Below are 17,222 nucleotides of genomic sequence, written 5' to 3' on the forward strand. Positions count from 1 at the left end.
TAATCAAGCCGCGTGGGTTTCTGCACCATTTCCGGCCTGACCGCGCTTGCGGTCGGGAATGCAGACTGACACCACCGTACCGACGCCTTCGGTCGAGCGAATGCGAAGCCAGCCGCCGTGAAGCTCAGCCAGCGAGCGGGTGATGGCAAGCCCGAGGCCGGAGCCGGTATGGGTCTTGGTGAACTGGTTTTCCACCTGTTCGAAGGGCTGGCCGATCTTCTTGATCGCCGATTTCGGAATGCCGACGCCGGTATCCTGAATGGTCATGAAAAGGGCTGATCCAGTTTTGCGCGCCCGCACGGTGATCTGTCCGCCGTAGGACGTGAATTTCACCGCATTGGAGAGAAGATTGATCAGCACTTGCTTGATGGCGCGGCGGTCGGCATAAAGCTGCATTGCCTCTTCGATGCGCGTATTGACTGCAATATTTTTCTCATCCGCCTGCAGCGAGATCATGCGCACCGTTTCGTTGATGAGCGGGCAGAGATCGATTTCCTCACGGTCCAGCGAGAAATGTCCGGCTTCGATCTTCGACATGTCGAGAATATCGTTGATGACGTTGAGAAGGAAGTTACCGCTCGTATGAATGTCGTTGATATATTCTTCATAGCGATCAGAGCCGAGCGGACCGAACGTCCCCGCCTGTATCATTTCCGAGAAACCGATGATCGCATTGAGCGGCGTGCGTAGCTCATGGGACATATTGGCGAGAAATTCGGACTTGGCGCGGTTCGCCGCCTCGGCGCGTTCCTTTTCCTGACCGTATTTGCGCGCAAGCTCGGATAGCTCGCGCACGCGATCCCGCTCGCCCTTGCGCGCAATCGACAGGTCATGAATGGTCGCCATCAGGCGGCGTTCGCTGTCGACAAGACGTTCCTGATGCAGCTTGAGCTGGGTAATGTCCGTACCGATGGAGACAAGACCGCCATCCTGCGTGCGGCGCTCATTGACCTGAAGCCAGCGCCCGTCGCTCAACTGCCGCTCGAAGGTCTGGCCACCGGCGCGGTTATGCTCATTGGCCATACGGCGCTCAAAAGTGAAGGGGCGCGTATGGGCGTCGACTTCATTGCGCGGCACGCCGGGTTTCAAAGTCCAGACCGGAAGGCCAGCATACTCGCTGAACTTGGAATTCGCCATGACGAGGCGATTGTTGGAATCCCACAGAATGAAGGCTTCCGAAATATTCTCGATGGCTTCGCGAATGCGCATATCGGCTTCCGCCGTCTGCTGCGCAAAACGGTGCTGTTCGCTGACGTCGAAAGCAATGCCGACGAGATGAAGATCGCCCTCGCTGGCAATTTCTGCGCGGACACGCATCCACACCCACGAACCATCGGCATGGCGCATGCGGAAGACACGGTCGACGTGCGAAATATCACCTGCCGCCGCCTGTTCTGCGATGGAATAGAGATCGCCGTCTTCCGTGTTGATGATCGCGGCCACATCGCCGAACGGCAGTACCGCGTCCTGCGCTTCATAACCCAGCATTTCGTACATGGAACGCGACCAGTAGATGCGCCCGCGCGCCATGTCCCAATCCCACAGGCCGCAGCGCCCGCGCCCCAACGCCAGATCAATACGCCGCTGAATCTGTCCGGAAAGATCGTCCGCCTCGCGGGCTCTCGCCGCCTGGCTGAAATAGGCGTAAAGGATGGCGAACATCACGCCGGTCGTACCGGCAAAAAGCGTCACATTGAGTGAAACAGCCCGGCGCCATTCCGCAAAGATCGTGCTTTCCGGTTCCACGGCGATAATGGAATAGGGAAGGGTCATCGGCTTCGACAGGGCGCCGAAAGCGGGCTCATCCTGCAGAGCGACTTTCAGCACGCCTGCACGCTCCGCAAACAGGAACAGCGGCTGCGCATCCGAGAGGATCGTATCGAGCGGTTTGCCGGAAATATCGGATACCGGACCGGATGCCGCCACCACGGACGATTGCGCATCAATAACGGCAAGCGTCATGCCCGAGGATGACAATCCGCGAGAGCGAAACTCCGCCATCGTGTCCTGCATGTCCTTCGCGGATAATTGTGCTCCGGCGTCGGTCCCATTGGCGACACGCTCGATCATTTGCGCAAGATTGACGGTCGCTGCTGACAGGAATGCCTTGTGCTGCTGCTCGATATCCTCACGCCATGCCAGCATCGAAAACACGCGCGCAACGCCGAGAATAATCAGGAAAATGATAATGAGTGCCGGAACGAGGCGTCGCAGGACAGGCTCGATCGAGACGAATTTGCCATAGGCCGGGCCGGCAAGAAGACTGACATGGCCCGAAAGCTTGCCCTTTCTTCTTTTCCGACCGGATTCGCAATGCGTCCCCGCCGGCGCGCCATACGCGTCGGTGCTCGCCATATAATGGTCCCTCGTGAATTCCCTGCGAGTGAAGTGATTCGGAATACGCCACCTCCGAATAACGTCAATGAATCAAAAGTGATTCGCGCTGTCCAGCGAATTCGTTAACGAGGCGTAAAAATCGGGAGTTTCATCAGCCAGTTTATACATGAATCTCAAGCGCTTAAGTGGAATCTGTATAGCAGGTGATTCGGCTAAAGTTATGAAAAGACTCATGAAAGCTGGCTGTCCCCGCCTCGGCGCCCGCCGACCTGAAAAAGCCCGTTCAGATTGTCGATGGAACAACCGGAACGGGCGACTCATTACGGCAATCAGGATAGATCGCGAATCAGGCGAGAGTGCGGTCCACGATATCGCGCAGATCCGTCGACAGTTTGCCCGCGCCTGAAATGCGTGCCAGCGCTGCCCGTGCATGTTCGCGGCGGGCATCTTCAAGCGAGCGCCACGAACGCAGCGCAGTCAGAAGCCGCGCCGCCAGTTGCGGGTTTTCGGGGTCGATGGACAGGATCGTTTCCGCGAAGAACTCGTAAGCCGCACCGTCCTTGCGGTTGAAGCCGGTCGGGTTGGATGCGGAGAACGAACCGATCAAGGAACGAACGCGGTTCGGGTTGTCGAGCGAGAAGAGGGCGTGTTTCGTAAGATCGTGCACGGCCTGCAGGGCTTCCTCGCCGGGACGGCTCGCCTGCACGCTGAACCACTTGTCCATCACAAGACCATCCTTGCCGAACTGGCGTTCGAAACTTGCCAGGGCATCCTTCGCCTCGTTCGTGTCACCAAACCGGTGCACCAGCACAGCCAATGCCGCGAAGCGATCCGTCATGTTGTCCGCATTGGCGAACTGGTGGGCGGCGCGTTGCTGGCTTTTCTCGTGGCGGCACAGATAATCGAGCAGCACGTTCCGCAAGGCACGTTTGCCGGCTGCCGCTGCATCCGGCGAGAAAGCACCATCCTGCTTCAGGGCATCATAGAGCTTTGCGAAGTCGCCAGCATAGCGGGCGGCGATGGCATCGACGAAATGGTTTCGGCTGGCGAGAATCGCATCCGGGTCGACATTGCTGCCCATTTCGCGGGCGATGTCGCTTTCGCTCGGCAGCGTGAGGCAGAGCGCGCGGAAAGCCGGATCAAGTGTTTCATCGGAAGCGACGTTTCCGGCGAGTTCGATGATTTTGTCGTCAAATGCCGGGGCATGACCGCCGCGAATGCGCTTGGCGCCTTCGAGCAGGACCTGGCTGAAAATTCCGTTCAACGCCTGCCAACGCGCCACCGGGTCGCTGTCGTTCAGGGCAAGGAATGCGCGATCATCGTCCGATAGAGGCGCCGTCAGATTGACGGGAGCCGAGAAGCCGCGCAGCAGCGACGGCACAGGGCGTTCCTTGATGCCATGAAAGACGATCGTTTCAGATGAATGGTGCAGATGGATGACATCGCCGCGCACATCTCCGCCTTCGACAGAGGCTGGAGCCATATCCTTGCCGTCAGGCCCGATAAGACCGAAGGCAATCGGGATATGCATCGGTTTTTTGACCGATTGCCCTGGCGTCGCTCCAAGCGACTGCGAGAATTCTATCGTATAGCTCTCACTGGCCGCATCGTAGGTGAAAGCGGCTTCTACCTTCGGCGTTCCCGCCTGATCGTACCAGAGTGCGAATTGCGAAAAGTCTTGGCCGGAAATATCGGCAAAAACCTTGACGAAATCTTCGATGGTTGCGGCGTCTCCGTCATGGCGCTCGAAATAGAGGTCCATCCCCTTGCGGAACAGATCAGGGCCGATGATCGTGCGGATCATGCGTACGACTTCCGAGCCTTTCTCGTAGACGGTCGCCGTATAGAAATTGTTGATTTCGCGATACTCGCGGGGGCGCACCGGATGGGCGAGCGGGCCCGCATCTTCGGGGAATTGCTGCGCTTTCAAAATCTTTACTTCCGCGATGCGCTTGACCGGGCGCGAACGCTCATCGGCGGAAAATTCGTGATCGCGATAGACCGTCAGACCTTCCTTGAGGCAGAGCTGGAACCAGTCACGGCAGGTGATGCGATTGCCGGTCCAGTTATGGAAATATTCGTGCGCGATCACCGCCTCGATGCCCGCATAGTCGACATCGGTTGCGGTCTCGGGATCGGCCAGCACATATTTGTCGTTGAAGACGTTAAGTCCCTTGTTCTCCATCGCGCCCATGTTGAAATCAGACACGGCAACGATATTGAAGACGTCGAGATCATATTCGCGACCGAACTTCTCCTCATCCCAGCGCATGGAGCGTTTCAATGCATCCATCGCATAGACTGCACGGCTTTCCTTGCCATGTTCGACATAGATCGCCAGATCGACCGGTTTTCCTGACTGCGTGGTGAAGTGATCCTTCACGACGCCGAGCGACCCGGCAACGAGCGCAAAGAGATAGGACGGTTTTGGATGCGGATCGTGCCAGATAGCGAAATGCCGGTCCGGCTTGCCTTCGACCGGTCCGCTGTCGACGGGGTTGCCGTTGGACAGAAGAATGGGGGCAGCTTGCCTGTCGGCATCAATCCGAACCGTATAGACCGACAGAACATCCGGGCGGTCATAATAATAGGTGATGCGGCGGAAGCCCTCGGCCTCGCACTGCGTGCAGTAGACGTTGCTTGAGCGATAAAGGCCCGACAGCTGGCGATTTGTCGTCGGATTGATTTCCGTCACGATTTCAAGCGTGAAGCGCTTTCCTTCCGGCAGGTCGCTGATTTCAAGCTGGTCGGGCGTTGCGGCATAGCTGTTGTCGGCCAGCGGCTTGCCGTCAATGGCGATGCTGACGAGTTTCAGTTCGTCGCCATCGAGAACCAACGGCGTATCCGCCGGAGTGTCGTCACGGCGCTCAATCGTCAGCGTCGCACGGATAAGGGTTTTTTCCGGCTCCAGTGAGAAGTCCAGTTTCGTCTCGGGTATGGCGTAAGGGGTCGGACGGTAATCTTCGAGACGGAATGTCTGGCCGGTTTCAGTACGCATAGCGAAACTTTCTCCCTGAACTCACGTTGAACTCATCATGCGGGATTCGTAACCGGAATTGTTGCCAAGGGAAACTCATTTCCAGAACAACCAACCGGCCTTTTGTGGCTTGCCGGTGTTCCTCGCCAAATAATTTTCAAGTTGACCTTTGGGCTACTGGTGCTGCGTGACAAACAGGAATAAGAAAAACAGGCGTCCGAATACTTTGGGCGAACCTGCGCAGTATGTTTTTAAGGAATTGCGTCGTGAACGCTCACATGAGCGCGCCTGTCGAGGCTGCCCACCTTGAATCGAATCCGATGCTCGGCATTGGTCTTAAAATCGCTTCTGTTGCCGTTTTTGTCGCAATGTCCACCCTTCTGAAGGCGGCTGACGGGGTGCCGGTCGGACAGCTGATCTTCTTCCGGTCATTTTTCGCAATATTCGCGATATTGCTTTACCTCGCTTGGCGTGGGCAGCTTTCTGGCGTGTTTCGAACCCGGAACGGGTTCAGCCATTTCTGGCGCGGGCTCGTGGGCGTCTGTTCCATGTCGATGAGCTTTTTCGCTCTCACCAAGCTGCCGCTGCCCGAAGCAATCGCAATCAATTATGCTTCGCCGCTGATTACCGTCATTCTTGGCGCGGTCATTCTGCATGAAGTCGTGCGGTTTTACCGCTGGAGCGCGGTTCTCATCGGCCTTGGCGGGGTAATGGTCATCATCTGGCCAAGGCTCACCGTGTTTTCAGGCGGCGGCATGGGGCATGAAGAGGCCACAGGCGCTCTTGCAGCTCTCGGTGCGGCCATTATGTCGGCAGTTGCCATGATGCTTGTGCGCCGTCTCGTGCAGACGGAACGCACATCGACCATCGTGATCTACTTTTCCATATCCGCGAGCGTTATCTCCTTGGCCAGCTTTCCGTTCGGCTGGATTGTGCCGGACTGGCCGCAGATTGCCATGCTGGTAGGCGCAGGTTTCGCCGGTGGTGTCGGCCAGATCCTTCTGACCGAATGCTATCGCCATGCGCCCATGTCGACGATCGCTCCCTTTGAATACACCTCGATGCTGCTAGGGCTTGCCATCGGCTTTCTGCTGTTCGGCGATATTCCTACTTTCGAAATGCTTATCGGAAGCGCCGTCGTCATGGCGGCAGGCGGTTTTATCATCTATCGCGAGCACAAGCTTGCCATCGCACCGCACAAGGTAAACGCGCCGCAGACGCAGTAATCAACTCTGGCCAGGTGGGCCTTCTGCGCGAGGATCGAGTTGCATGGTCTCCGGCGTGGACTGGCCGTCCGGCGTATGGAACTTGTACTCGGTCTTCTGGTCGCTGATGGCCGGACGCTCAAAGCGACGAATGCGCCAGAAGGCATGCAGGCCGTAGAGGCCGTAAGCGATAGCCATGGTCACAAAGAAGCCCGAAGCACCGATCAGATCCATCAATGGGCCGGAAAGCGCGGGGCCGATGACACTGCCGACACCATAGATGATGAGCAATCCACCGGAAACCTTCACGAACTCGCTGGCATCCGCATAGTCGTTGGCATGGGCGACGTTAAGGCTGTAGATCGGGTAAATCACCGAGCCGAACAGAAACATCATGATGTAAAGTGCTGAGGGCGAGGTGGGATGGAACAGCACCATCACCATCGACAGGGCAAAGCCGATGATTCCGGCTATCACCATCACATAGCGACGGTCCACAAAATCTGATCCCCGGCCAAGCGGATATTGGAAGATTGCACCGCCGATCATCGCGCAGGCAAGCATGGTCGCGATGCCGAAGGTCGAAAGGCCGTTCATCTCACCGTAAATGGCGGCGAGGAAATTCCATGTGCCAGCAACGACACCGGCGATCAGCGATCCCACTGCCGCAGCCGGCGACCGCCGGTAAAGCCCTTTGAGGTCCAGTGAAACCTGCGTCAGCGGATTGGGCGATTGCGCGCTTGAAAGGGCTGTCGGAAGCAGCGCGCTGGCATAGATGATGGCGCAGATGATGAAGAGCGTCTGCGTTCCCGCATCGCCGAACGGCAGTATATACTGCCCGCACAGCAGACCGAGCATCGTGATGATCATATAGATCGAGAAGATGCGGCCGCGCGATTCATTCGTCACGCGCTCGTTCAGCCAGCTTTCGATGATCATGTAGCTGCCGGCGAGCGAGAAGCCCGCGACGCCACGGAAGATCATCCACGCAACCGGATTGACGAGCAGCGCGTGCAAGAGAAGCGCCATCGAAAGCAGCGTCAGCAATGCAGAGAAGACGCGCACATGGCCCACACGCCGCACCAGATGCGGCACCACAATGCAGCCGATCGTGAAGGCGAAGGAGTAACTGGTGCCCATCCAGCCGATGGTTGTGGTCGACCAGCCTTCCATACCGCCACGCAGAGGCAGGAGAATGCCCGCAAGGCCACCTGCAAGCAGCATGAGAAAAGTGCTTGCAAGCAAAGCGGCTATCGGCAGGAGCTGGCCGGCCATGAAAAACTCCACTACAGCATTTCCAGCAAAAGTGCGAAGCGGTTTTGCGTCGGATAATGCGTAAAAACAAACAGATAGAGCGCATCGCGCTCTATCAACCAGAATTTAGGGTACATGTCGCCGCGAGGCGGTTTGGCAAGCGGCGAAATAGAACAAGTTTGCGGCATGTTGGTGACAATGCAGCCTGCGCCGCCTGCCGATGCCACTGAGTTGTCTGGATATCAACTAGTCAATTCGGCTAATTTCAGCTTCACAGCCAAAAAATCGCGCCAGGCGAAACGCTTCTGCGCCGGAGTGCGCAGAAGATAGGCCGGATGCAGTGTCGGCATGACGGGGATTTCGAGGCCGGACGGCGTTTGATGAATTTTCCAGTTACCGCGCAGTCGCAGGATGCCTTCCGTCGCGCCGGTCAGCGCTTTACCTGCCGGACCGCCGAGCGCGACGAGCACTTTCGGCGCGGCAAGCTCGATCTGCCTTTCGATAAAAGGCCGGCAAAGTTCCGTCTCAAGCGGCGTCGGAGTGCGGTTGCCCGGCGGACGCCAAGGGATCGTGTTGGCGATATAAACGCTTTCTCGCTTCAGGCCGATGGACTCGATCATGCGGTTGAGAAGCTGGCCGGATTTTCCGACAAACGGCAACCCTTCCATGTCCTCGTCCCGTCCGGGCGCTTCACCGATGAACATGATGTCGGATGAGGGATCGCCATCAGCGAAACAAAGATTCTTCGCCGTGAATTTAAGATTGCAGCCGTCGAATGCAGCGAGCTTCTCCCGCAATTCCTCCAGCGTCGAAGCCTGTGCCGCCGCCTCGCGTGCGAGCGCAATCTGCGCCGTGTCGGGAAGGTCGGCTGCGGCTTGAATAGGCCTGCTGGTGGGGGCAGGTGTCGGGGCCGGACGTGGTTGCTGCTGCCGGGCGCGCTCCGGCGAATTCGACATTTGCGCCGTTGGTTGCGAAGGGGCAGGGCGCTGCGGTTCTGCAAACCGGTCTATCGGCGTTTCGGAAAGCGGCATGTCAACGCCCGCTTCCGCATAGAAGCGGAGCAAACCTTCAATATCCAGCGTTTCGCGATTATCAGCCATTAATATACCTCACCTCTGAGGTGGCGAATTTTGCAGGTGAATGCAATAGGTCTGTTCAGATTTTGGGGGTGTTTGGCCCATTAGTTCCAGTTCGTACCCTGTTTCATGCGCGGGCCTGAGCACCCTCAATATGACATGAAGTTATGCTTCCTCTACAGTCCCGGACAAATTCTCATCGCAGTTTATTGAATGAAATAGATTTGACGTTTACGTTAAGGTAAATATGATTGAGGACGTAAGACGCCCATTTTGGACAATTGGACGCATTTGCGACAGTCTTCAACTCTGCGACAGGGTAAGGCGGAATACGGGGAAACGGCAGGGTCTTTTCGCGGGCGCCAGTGCTGACGGGCAGTTTGTTCATGGATATTCGCGATTAGATCATGCACAAAAACAATTGGATGTGTCGTCTGGGCTATCATAGTGAGAAGACGATATTACACCGGACGGAGGGATGAATGTCTGAAGCCCCAGAATATGCAAATCAGGAGCTTCCCGAACGCGAAAGCATGGAATTCGACGTTGTGATCGTCGGCGCAGGCCCTGCGGGCCTTGCTGCGGCAATCCGTTTGAAACAGGCGAATCCTGAGCTTTCGGTCGTCGTTCTCGAAAAGGGCGGGGAAGTCGGCGCGCATATTCTTTCCGGCGCTGTCGTCGATCCGGTGGGCATCGACCAGCTTCTGCCAGGTTGGCGCGAGGAGGAGGGGCACCCCTTCAAGACGCCGGTGACAGCCGATCATTTCCTCGTGCTGGGGCCAGCGGGCTCGGTGCGCCTGCCGAATTTCGCCATGCCGCCTTTGATGAACAATCACGGCAATTATATCGTGTCGCTCGGCAATGTCTGCCGCTGGCTCGGCACCAAGGCCGAAGAACTCGGCGTGGAAATCTACCCGGGCTTTGCGGCAACTGAAGTGCTCTATAATGACGACGGCGCGGTCATCGGCGTCGCCACGGGCGATATGGGCGTTGAGCGCGACGGAACGCATGGGCCGAACTACACGCGCGGCATGGCGCTGCTCGGCAAATATACGCTGGTCGGTGAAGGCGCGCGCGGTTCGCTTGCCAAGCAGTTGATCTCGAAGTTCAAGCTCGATGAAGGCCGCGAACCGGCCAAATACGGTATCGGGCTCAAGGAACTGTGGCAGGTTGATCCTTCCAAGCACAAGCCCGGTCTGGTCCAACACTCTTTCGGCTGGCCGCTCGACATGAAGACCGGCGGCGGCTCGTTCCTTTATCATCTGGAAGACAATATGGTTGCGGTCGGCTTCGTGCTGCATCTCAACTACAAGAACCCGTATCTGTCGCCATTTGAGGAATTCCAGCGCTTCAAGACACATCCGGCCATTCGCGAGGTGTTCGAGGGCGGCAAGCGCCTTTCCTACGGTGCACGTGCGATTACCGAAGGCGGCTTCCAGTCGGTGCCAAAGCTTTCGTTCTCGGGTGGAGCGCTCATCGGCTGCTCCGCTGGTCTGGTCAACGTGCCGCGCATCAAGGGCAGCCACAACGCGGTTCTGTCGGGCATCCTGGCCGCTGACAAGATCGCCGAGGCGATTGCTGCGGGACGTGCCAATGACGAGCCGGTCGAGATCGAAAACAGCTGGCGTTCAAGCCTGATCGGCAAGGATCTGAAGCGGGTGCGCAACATCAAGCCACTGTGGTCGAAGTTCGGCACGATTGCCGGTGTGGCGCTGGGCGGGCTCGATATGTGGACCAACCAGCTATTCGGCTTCTCCATCTTTGGAACGCTGAAGCACGGCAAGACCGATGCACAATCGCTTGAGCCTGCTGCGAAACATGCAAAGATCGATTATCCGAAGCCCGATGGCGTTCTGACGTTCGATCGTCTGTCGTCGGTGTTTCTGTCGAACACCAACCATGACGAGAATGAGCCGGTGCATCTTCAGGTCCGCGACATGGAACTGCAGAAAGCTTCTGAACACGATGTTTTCGCCGGTCCGTCGACACGTTACTGCCCCGCGGGCGTTTATGAGTGGGTGGATGCCGACGGCAACGCTGCTGCCGATCCGCAGGCAAAGGACGTGCGGTTCGTCATCAACGCGCAGAACTGCGTGCACTGCAAGACGTGCGACATCAAGGACCCGAACCAGAACATCAACTGGGTTCCGCCACAAGGCGGCGAAGGGCCTGTTTACGTAAACATGTAAAAGAAAAAGGCGGTCCGGGACCGCCTTTTTTATTGCAGCATCACAGACTGCGTTTCCGGTTCTTCCTCATCAGGTCGAACGGGCGGCGGAACGGAAAAATCAAGCCGCACCGGCAGATGATCGGAGCCAGCATCTTCACGCGCCGAAACTTTCGCCCCTCCGATTTCGGGGCTTACCAGTATCTGGTCAATAGGCAGGCCCAGATAAGGCGCCAGCGTAACGGGCAGCAGATGTGTCATCCACGTGCCGCCGATACCCGTCAGATGGCGGGTGCCGGACGCGTGTTCGACACGACGAACCGCATTGCTCCACGGGGCGGCGTTGAAATCCCCGGCGATGACCAGAGGGCCACCCAGCTTCTGCAGTTCCGGTTCGATATAGCGGAGTTGATGCGGCTGCCAGCGCGGCCAAGGCCATGAAAAGTGCAGCGCCGCGACGTGCACGGTCGTTCCGCCAAAATTGATAGGGGCAATTGCCAGCAAGCCGTCACCGACACAGGCCGTCTGTGCATCTTCGCTGAAAGGCCGCTTCGACAGGATTCCCACGCCCCAGGTGTCGGGATCATCTGCACAATTTAAATGATAGGGGTAGGAGCTCTGGAGAATGGTAAGCCACTTGGTCCATTGTTCGCTCGCTTCCTCGTAGGTGATTACGTCGGGCTTCTCCCGCGCAATCATTTGAAGAACCCGTTTCGGCTCAGGATTGTCTTCGCGCAGATTGATCTGAACGATGCTGTAGCGTGCTCCAGCCGGTTCATCCGCCTGTGCGCCGGTTGATCCGCTCAGGAAATCGCGCGCGGCACCGATAGTCGTGCTGAGAGACATGACGGCAAAAAGCAGAAGCATCGCCGCTTCGCGCCGCATTTTGGTGAAAAACAACGGAAGGGTCAGCACCGCCAGCAGGACGGACAGATGAGCTCGAAAATGCGAAAAGGAATCAAGGGCCGGATGCACTGGGCCTAGAAATCCAAGCACGAGCGGGACCGACACAGCGATAGCGGCCAGAAGCAACAGGAATGAAAGGTTTTCACGGCTTTTCGACATGAAATTGCCCATACGTGTTGATTGCGGCGCGATGATGAAGGTGAAGGCAGTAAGGGGAATAGGAGAATAGGAGAATAGGAGAATAGGAGAATAGGAGAATAGGGTGCGAAGCGGATGGGGGTTGGGCAAGCAAAATATTTGTCATGCCCAGAAATAAATGATCCTCTTCCCTTACTCCCTTACTCCCTTACTCCCTTACTCCCTTACTCCCTTACTCCCTTACTCCCTTACCTTACTGGAAAGCCGTCTCGTAGAAGCTGCGAAGCTTGCGGGAATGCAGCCGCTCATCCGGCATGGCGGCGATCTTTTCCATCGCGCGAATACCGATGCGCAGATGCTGCGCCACCTGCCGCTTATAGAACTCGGTCGCCATTCCGGGCAGTTTCAATTCGCCATGCAGCGGCTTGTCGGAAACACAGAGCAGTGTGCCGTAAGGCACACGGAAACGAAAACCATTGGCGGCAATCGTGGCGGATTCCATATCCAGCGCGACGGCGCGCGCCTGCGAGAGCCGCTGCACCGGACCGCGCTGGTCGCGCAGTTCCCAGTTGCGATTATCGATGGTCGCGACCGTGCCGGTGCGCATGATCTGTTTGAGATCGTAGCCTTGCAGACCGGTGATTTCCTCAACGGCCTCTTCCAGCGCGACCTGAATTTCCGCGAGCGCCGGCAGTGGCACCCAGACCGGCAGATCATCGTCCAGAACATGGTCTTCACGCATATAGGCGTGTGCCAGAACGTAGTCGCCAAGCTGCTGGCTGTTGCGCAGGCCCGCGCAGTGACCGAGCATCAGCCAGGCGTGAGGGCGAAGCACCGCAATATGATCGGTAATGGTTTTGGCATTGGACGGGCCAACGCCGATATTGACCATGGTGATGCCCGAATGGTCCGACCGCTGCAGGTGATAGGCTGGCATCTGAGGCAGGCGCTGCAACTGATTGCCGTTGCTTGGCGCGGTTTCCCCCGCCAGGGTAACGATGTTGCCCGGCTCCACGAACCGTTCATATCCGCCGCCGCCCGCCGCCATCAATTCGCGGGCATAGGCGCAGAACTCGTCCATATAGAACTGGTAGTTGGTGAACAGCACGAAATTTTGGAAATGGGCGGGACTTGTCGCCGTGTAATGCGCCAGCCGATGCAACGAATAATCGACGCGCTGGGCCGTGAAGGGCGCAAGCGGCATCGGTTCGCCGGGCGCGGGCTCGAAATCGGCATTGACGATCTTGTCGTCCGTTGCAGCCAGATCCGGCACGTCGAACAGATCGCGCAGCGGATGCGTGAAGGCGCTGGCGACGGAGGCTTCGACATAGGTGCCTTCCTTGAAAGCAAAATGGATGGGGATCGGCGTCGAGGATTCCTTCACCGTCACCGTCACACCGTGATTGCGCATCAGAAGGCGAATCTGCTCGTTCAGATAATGATCGAACAGATCAGGCCGCGTGATGTTCGCGGAATAATCGCCGGGCGTCGAGACGTGGCCATAGGCCAGGCGCGAGTCCACATGCGCAAAGCTGGATGTGGACAGGCAGATTTCCGGATAATAAGCACGGTAGCGCTGCGGCGGGACCTGACCGCGCGCAACCTTCTCGAACGCATCGCGCAAGAAGGCTGTATTGCGATCATAGAGTTTTTGCAGGGCGGCAACCGCCGCACCGGCATCGGTGAAAATCTCCGGGTCAACCGTCGGAGGCGTTTTGATCTCGGTCAGAAATGGATGTTCGATGCGCTGTGTCATGGCCTAGTGTCGTGATCTCGAAGTTCGCCTATGTTTCGATATCGTAGTCTTAAGCGAACTTCGAGACCGAAACGACACTAGGAAAACAAGCTGCTAGTGCCCTTTTGATTCTGAAATTTGCATCTCGCTTGATATCGCCCCGATGCAAATTTCAGAATCAGGACACTAGTATAACAAAACCGATGACCGTTGCATGACCCAGTTTATGCGGCGCGCTGCAGGCTCACATAAAGGACGAGGCCGGCGCCGCTCATCTGGGAATGCTGGCCTATCTGCGTATAGGCGAAGGTGGCTGCCGGGCCGGTGAAAATGGCTGTGAAGAGGAAAACGCGAAACGCGATTGCGGCGATGGCTTGGGTTCTTCTCATGGCCGCTCTCCGGCAGGCTTCTGAAATGCGGCAAGAGGTCCGATCACCGGCTGGTCCCGGTAGACATTATATCTCTGGTCGACGAAAATGCTTGCGACAGCGGCAAAGCCAGCGATCATCAGACAGACAATTGTGAAACGCCGAAGCATACTGGTTAACCCCCAGAGCCGTTCTGATTTCCGTTCTCCCTGTTCAATTTAGCCATGGCGCCTGAACCATCCCTGAGGGCGTCGTTCATGCGGCGTTCAAAAATATTGATGTTTCGTTTATTGCAGCGCGCGGCTCTTGTGCCTGCCCGAAACGGTCTTATGTTTCCCATCATTGGAATGCGGGACCGTGTCCCGCGCAACGTCAGGATCAGCGGGAGAGAGCCCATGGCCCAACAGATCAAGCCCATCGAATTGTACTATTGGCCGACGCCGAACGGCTTCAAGATCAGTATCATGCTGGAAGAACTGGGCGTTCCCTACGAGGTTAAATATATCAATATCGGCAAGGGTGATCAGTTTCAGCCCGATTTTTTGAAGATCGCGCCGAACAATCGCATGCCCGCCATCATCGACCCGGAAGGTCCGGGCGGCGAACCGATTTCAGTTTTCGAGTCTGGCGCAATCCTGCAATATCTCGGGCGCAAATTCGGCAAGTTCTATCCGACCGACGAGCGCAAGCGCGTGGCCGTCGATGAGTGGTTGATGTGGCAGATGGGCGGTCTCGGCCCGATGTCGGGGCAGGCCGGACATTTCCGTATGTATGCTCCCGAAAAAGTCCAGTACGGCATCGACCGCTATACCAACGAGGTTAACCGTCTCTACGGCGTTTTGAACAGGCAGCTGGAAGGCAAGGAATATATCGCGGGCGAATATTCAATCGCCGATATGGCTTCGATCGGCTGGATCAACGCTTATAAGAACTATGACCAGAACCTTGATGATTTCCCGAACCTGAAGCGCTGGCATGCGACGATGAACGCTCGCCCGGCAGTGCAGCGCGGCCTGCTGCTCGGAAAAGAGGAGCGGGAGAAATCCAATCTGGCAACAGACAAGGAAGCCCAGAAAATTCTCTTCGGCCAGAAAGCACGCTGAGCGGACGAATATAAGAAAGGGCGGCCTCGGGCCGCCCTTTTCGATTCCCCTGCCGTCGATATTACTGGCGCGTCAGGCTCTCGCTCTTGCAGATCAAGCCGCCCATGACGCAGCCTGAAAGCGAGAGCGTGTTTCCCTTGACGCTGGCCTTGCCGGTGTAGGTCTTCCCTTCGTCGAGCTTGTTGACTTCACCCTTGTAGTTGCCGCCAGTGCCCGACATCGTGCCGATCGACTTTCCCTTGTATTCTCCGGTCTGCACCGTGCCGCAAAACTTGTTGGCGCCGCAGGCCGCGTAACTGATGATCGTACCATTCGGGCGCTTCCATGTGCCGACAATTCCTTCCTCGGCAAGGGCAGGAGCGGCAAAGGTGGCTGCAAGCGTCATTCCAAGAATAAGTGTGCGGATCATTCGTTCCTCCCAAATCGCCACTGGTCCCGGCTTTGCCGGTCGCAGCGATGAAACCGCTGTGATGCGTTCTGAAGTTTGAAACAGAAGCCTCCTCGACCGCCTGTCAAACTTACGCAAACGTAAACGTAATACAGTTTTTGACCAAGCGGAAGAGGATAGTTGCGCCTGCAAACCACCCCTGAAACAGTCTGCTTTCTATATGCATGGCTGCATTGGAATGTTGTCTATAGTTAGCAACTGGTTTCGTTCGATCATGCGGATTTGAATCGAATTTTTGCAAAAATCCAGCAATCGGCGGCACTTGCATGTTTAACAAAATCCCAAGTTTACCCCTTGTTCGGATTTTGTTGGTTGCTCGTTAAGCATCTGGTTTAACGCGCATTTCAACCCTTTCCCGTAGCTTTGAGAGCATGAACGGAACGACAGAGACGGCAGTTTCAAAGCAATGAAATCAGGCTTTGAAAACAAAGACCGGACGGTTCTCGGGATTTAACAGGGACAAATGAAAATGGCACAGTTTCAGAGCTTTACGAATAAGAACAACGCTATCGCACAGGATCGCATTCTTCTGGAAATGGGCATGAAATACGCTATCGGCCGCGATTGCGAGATCGACGTGGTGGAAGCCCACAAATGGCTCAACATTGCCGCGATCCGCGGTAGCGAAAAGGCTGCCCGCATGCGCAATCAGGTGGCTGCCACGATGAGCAAGGGCGAACTGGCTGCGGCCCTGCGTGGCGCGCGCGAGTGGATGACCACCCACTGATGAGCTCCTCATGTATGAAGAAAGCCGCCTTTCGGGCGGCTTTCTATTTTATCAGCTTATACCGAGATATCGACCCGGCTTGTGATTGATCGCGATGATGAGATTCATTGCAATCGCGCCGATCAGGGAAAGCACCATGTTTTCCCATGGAATAAAAAACAGCGACGCAAGCATGATCACGCCATCAAGCCCAAGCTGGAACCAGCCCGCTCTGACCCCATAAGTGTCCTGTAGATAGAGCGCCAGAATGTTGACGCCGCCGACACCGGAGCGATGCCGGAAGAGTGCCAGCACGCCCATGCCCATCAAGGTGCCGCCCATGAGTGCCGCAAAGAGCGGATGAACGCTTGAAAAATCGATACTCAAGGGCATCAGTCGCGCAAAGCCTGACATCATAACCACTGCTACGAATGTTCTGATTGTGAATGCCCAGCCCATCCGCCGTACGGCGAAGTAGTAGAACGGCAGATTGATCACGAAATAGAGCAATCCGAATTCTGTGCCCGTCGCATATTGGATGAGCAGGGCAATGCCGGCGGTGCTGCCGGTCATCAGCATGGCCTGGCTATAGAGTGTAATGCCGAGCGCGATGAAGGATGTGCCGATCAGCATTGCCATCGCGTCTTCATAAAGACGGTGACGGTCCAGCGCGGCGGATTTTGAAGCATCGGTGAGCGGGGCGGCGTTATCAGCGATATCGGCCACGGGTAAACTCCAGAACAGCGAGGAGCCGGCAAACCGGCAAAAAGATTACGGTGCCGGAAAGGAATCCGGCATGTAT

General features: G+C 56.9%; 15 protein-coding genes. 4 read left to right on the plus strand and 11 right to left on the minus strand.

Translation table 11 applies throughout. The features are described 5' to 3' along the window. Window positions 1–3: 3 nt before the first annotated feature. Together J9800_RS13645 and pepN are read right to left on the minus strand one after the other, a co-directional pair. On the minus strand, window positions 4–2,355 hold the full coding sequence (locus J9800_RS13645; RefSeq protein ID WP_112590627.1) for a PAS domain-containing sensor histidine kinase: 2,352 nt from the start codon (window positions 2,353–2,355) through the stop codon (window positions 4–6). A 328-nt stretch (window positions 2,356–2,683) separates the two neighbouring features. After that, entirely contained in the window at window positions 2,684–5,335 is a 2,652-nt protein-coding gene (pepN, locus tag J9800_RS13650; RefSeq protein ID WP_112590625.1) for an aminopeptidase N, read from the minus strand. A gap of 245 nt (window positions 5,336–5,580) precedes the next feature. Between pepN and J9800_RS13655 the strand changes: the two genes are divergently transcribed. Further along, window positions 5,581–6,540 (plus strand): DMT family transporter, encoded by a 960-nt coding sequence (locus J9800_RS13655; RefSeq protein ID WP_112590624.1) that lies wholly within the window; start codon window positions 5,581–5,583, stop codon window positions 6,538–6,540. Here J9800_RS13655 and J9800_RS13660 read toward each other — a convergent pair whose 3' ends face one another. From J9800_RS13660 to J9800_RS13670, 3 genes are read right to left on the minus strand one after another with little or no spacing between them, the layout of a single operon-like run. Then, window positions 6,541–7,794, minus strand: a complete 1,254-nt coding sequence (locus J9800_RS13660) for an MFS transporter (RefSeq protein ID WP_112590756.1) — start codon at window positions 7,792–7,794, stop codon at window positions 6,541–6,543. A gap of 11 nt (window positions 7,795–7,805) precedes the next feature. Further along, a complete protein-coding gene (locus tag J9800_RS13665; protein WP_112590622.1) occupies window positions 7,806–8,000 on the minus strand; it encodes a hypothetical protein in 195 nt (64 codons plus the stop codon). Window positions 8,001–8,015: 15 nt separating this feature from the next. Further along, window positions 8,016–8,873, minus strand: coding sequence for a uracil-DNA glycosylase (locus tag J9800_RS13670; protein ID WP_112590621.1), 858 nt, complete (start codon window positions 8,871–8,873; stop codon window positions 8,016–8,018). Window positions 8,874–9,331: 458 nt separating this feature from the next. Between J9800_RS13670 and J9800_RS13675 the strand changes: the two genes are divergently transcribed. Next, on the plus strand, window positions 9,332–11,038 hold the full coding sequence (locus J9800_RS13675) for an electron transfer flavoprotein-ubiquinone oxidoreductase (protein WP_210845851.1): 1,707 nt from the start codon (window positions 9,332–9,334) through the stop codon (window positions 11,036–11,038). Window positions 11,039–11,067: 29 nt separating this feature from the next. Here J9800_RS13675 and J9800_RS13680 read toward each other — a convergent pair whose 3' ends face one another. The 4 genes from J9800_RS13680 to J9800_RS13695 all read right to left on the minus strand — a co-directional run bounded on the left by J9800_RS13680 (window position 11,068) and on the right by J9800_RS13695 (window position 14,333). After that, entirely contained in the window at window positions 11,068–12,081 is a 1,014-nt protein-coding gene (locus J9800_RS13680; RefSeq protein WP_210845852.1) for an endonuclease/exonuclease/phosphatase family protein, read from the minus strand. A 232-nt stretch (window positions 12,082–12,313) separates the two neighbouring features. After that, complete coding sequence (locus tag J9800_RS13685) at window positions 12,314–13,816, minus strand: AMP nucleosidase (protein WP_112590616.1); 1,503 nt, start codon at window positions 13,814–13,816, stop codon at window positions 12,314–12,316. Window positions 13,817–14,019: 203 nt separating this feature from the next. After that, window positions 14,020–14,184 carry a hypothetical protein gene (locus J9800_RS13690; protein WP_205315854.1) on the minus strand — a complete coding sequence of 55 codons (165 nt, stop codon included), beginning with the start codon at window positions 14,182–14,184 and terminating at the stop codon, window positions 14,020–14,022. After that, window positions 14,181–14,333 (minus strand): hypothetical protein, encoded by a 153-nt coding sequence (locus J9800_RS13695; protein WP_210845853.1) that lies wholly within the window; start codon window positions 14,331–14,333, stop codon window positions 14,181–14,183. The genes J9800_RS13690 and J9800_RS13695 overlap by 4 nt, the downstream gene beginning before the upstream one ends. A gap of 225 nt (window positions 14,334–14,558) precedes the next feature. On the opposite strand from J9800_RS13695, the gene J9800_RS13700 reads away from it, so the two are divergent. Then, on the plus strand, window positions 14,559–15,266 hold the full coding sequence (locus J9800_RS13700) for a glutathione binding-like protein (RefSeq protein ID WP_112590615.1): 708 nt from the start codon (window positions 14,559–14,561) through the stop codon (window positions 15,264–15,266). A gap of 61 nt (window positions 15,267–15,327) precedes the next feature. Here the strand turns inward: J9800_RS13700 and J9800_RS13705 are convergent, their stop codons facing one another. Continuing rightward, on the minus strand, window positions 15,328–15,675 hold the full coding sequence (locus J9800_RS13705; RefSeq protein WP_112590613.1) for a DUF2147 domain-containing protein: 348 nt from the start codon (window positions 15,673–15,675) through the stop codon (window positions 15,328–15,330). A 508-nt stretch (window positions 15,676–16,183) separates the two neighbouring features. On the opposite strand from J9800_RS13705, the gene J9800_RS13710 reads away from it, so the two are divergent. After that, entirely contained in the window at window positions 16,184–16,441 is a 258-nt protein-coding gene (locus J9800_RS13710; RefSeq protein WP_112590612.1) for a sel1 repeat family protein, read from the plus strand. A 51-nt stretch (window positions 16,442–16,492) separates the two neighbouring features. Here J9800_RS13710 and J9800_RS13715 read toward each other — a convergent pair whose 3' ends face one another. Beyond that, window positions 16,493–17,146, minus strand: a complete 654-nt coding sequence (locus J9800_RS13715; protein ID WP_112590610.1) for a YitT family protein — start codon at window positions 17,144–17,146, stop codon at window positions 16,493–16,495. Between the last annotated feature and the right edge of the window lie 76 nt (window positions 17,147–17,222).

The sequence above is a fragment of the Ochrobactrum sp. AP1BH01-1 genome, assembly GCF_018066705.1.
Lineage (GTDB): Bacteria > Pseudomonadota > Alphaproteobacteria > Rhizobiales > Rhizobiaceae > Brucella.

Coding starts and splice junctions, on each gene's coding strand:
- J9800_RS13660 (WP_112590756.1), bottom strand. CDS start 7,794: ATGGCCGGCCAGCTCCTGCCGATAGCCGCTTTGCTTGCAAGCACTTTT.
- J9800_RS13705 (WP_112590613.1), bottom strand. CDS start 15,675: ATGATCCGCACACTTATTCTTGGAATGACGCTTGCAGCCACCTTTGCC.
- J9800_RS13680 (WP_210845852.1), bottom strand. CDS start 12,081: ATGTCGAAAAGCCGTGAAAACCTTTCATTCCTGTTGCTTCTGGCCGCT.
- J9800_RS13690 (WP_205315854.1), bottom strand. CDS start 14,184: ATGAGAAGAACCCAAGCCATCGCCGCAATCGCGTTTCGCGTTTTCCTC.
- J9800_RS13670 (WP_112590621.1), bottom strand. CDS start 8,873: ATGGCTGATAATCGCGAAACGCTGGATATTGAAGGTTTGCTCCGCTTC.
- J9800_RS13675 (WP_210845851.1), top strand. CDS start 9,332: ATGTCTGAAGCCCCAGAATATGCAAATCAGGAGCTTCCCGAACGCGAA.
- J9800_RS13645 (WP_112590627.1), bottom strand. CDS start 2,355: ATGGCGAGCACCGACGCGTATGGCGCGCCGGCGGGGACGCATTGCGAA.
- J9800_RS13700 (WP_112590615.1), top strand. CDS start 14,559: ATGGCCCAACAGATCAAGCCCATCGAATTGTACTATTGGCCGACGCCG.
- J9800_RS13695 (WP_210845853.1), bottom strand. CDS start 14,333: ATGCTTCGGCGTTTCACAATTGTCTGTCTGATGATCGCTGGCTTTGCC.
- J9800_RS13685 (WP_112590616.1), bottom strand. CDS start 13,816: ATGACACAGCGCATCGAACATCCATTTCTGACCGAGATCAAAACGCCT.
- pepN (WP_112590625.1), bottom strand. CDS start 5,335: ATGCGTACTGAAACCGGCCAGACATTCCGTCTCGAAGATTACCGTCCG.
- J9800_RS13710 (WP_112590612.1), top strand. CDS start 16,184: ATGGCACAGTTTCAGAGCTTTACGAATAAGAACAACGCTATCGCACAG.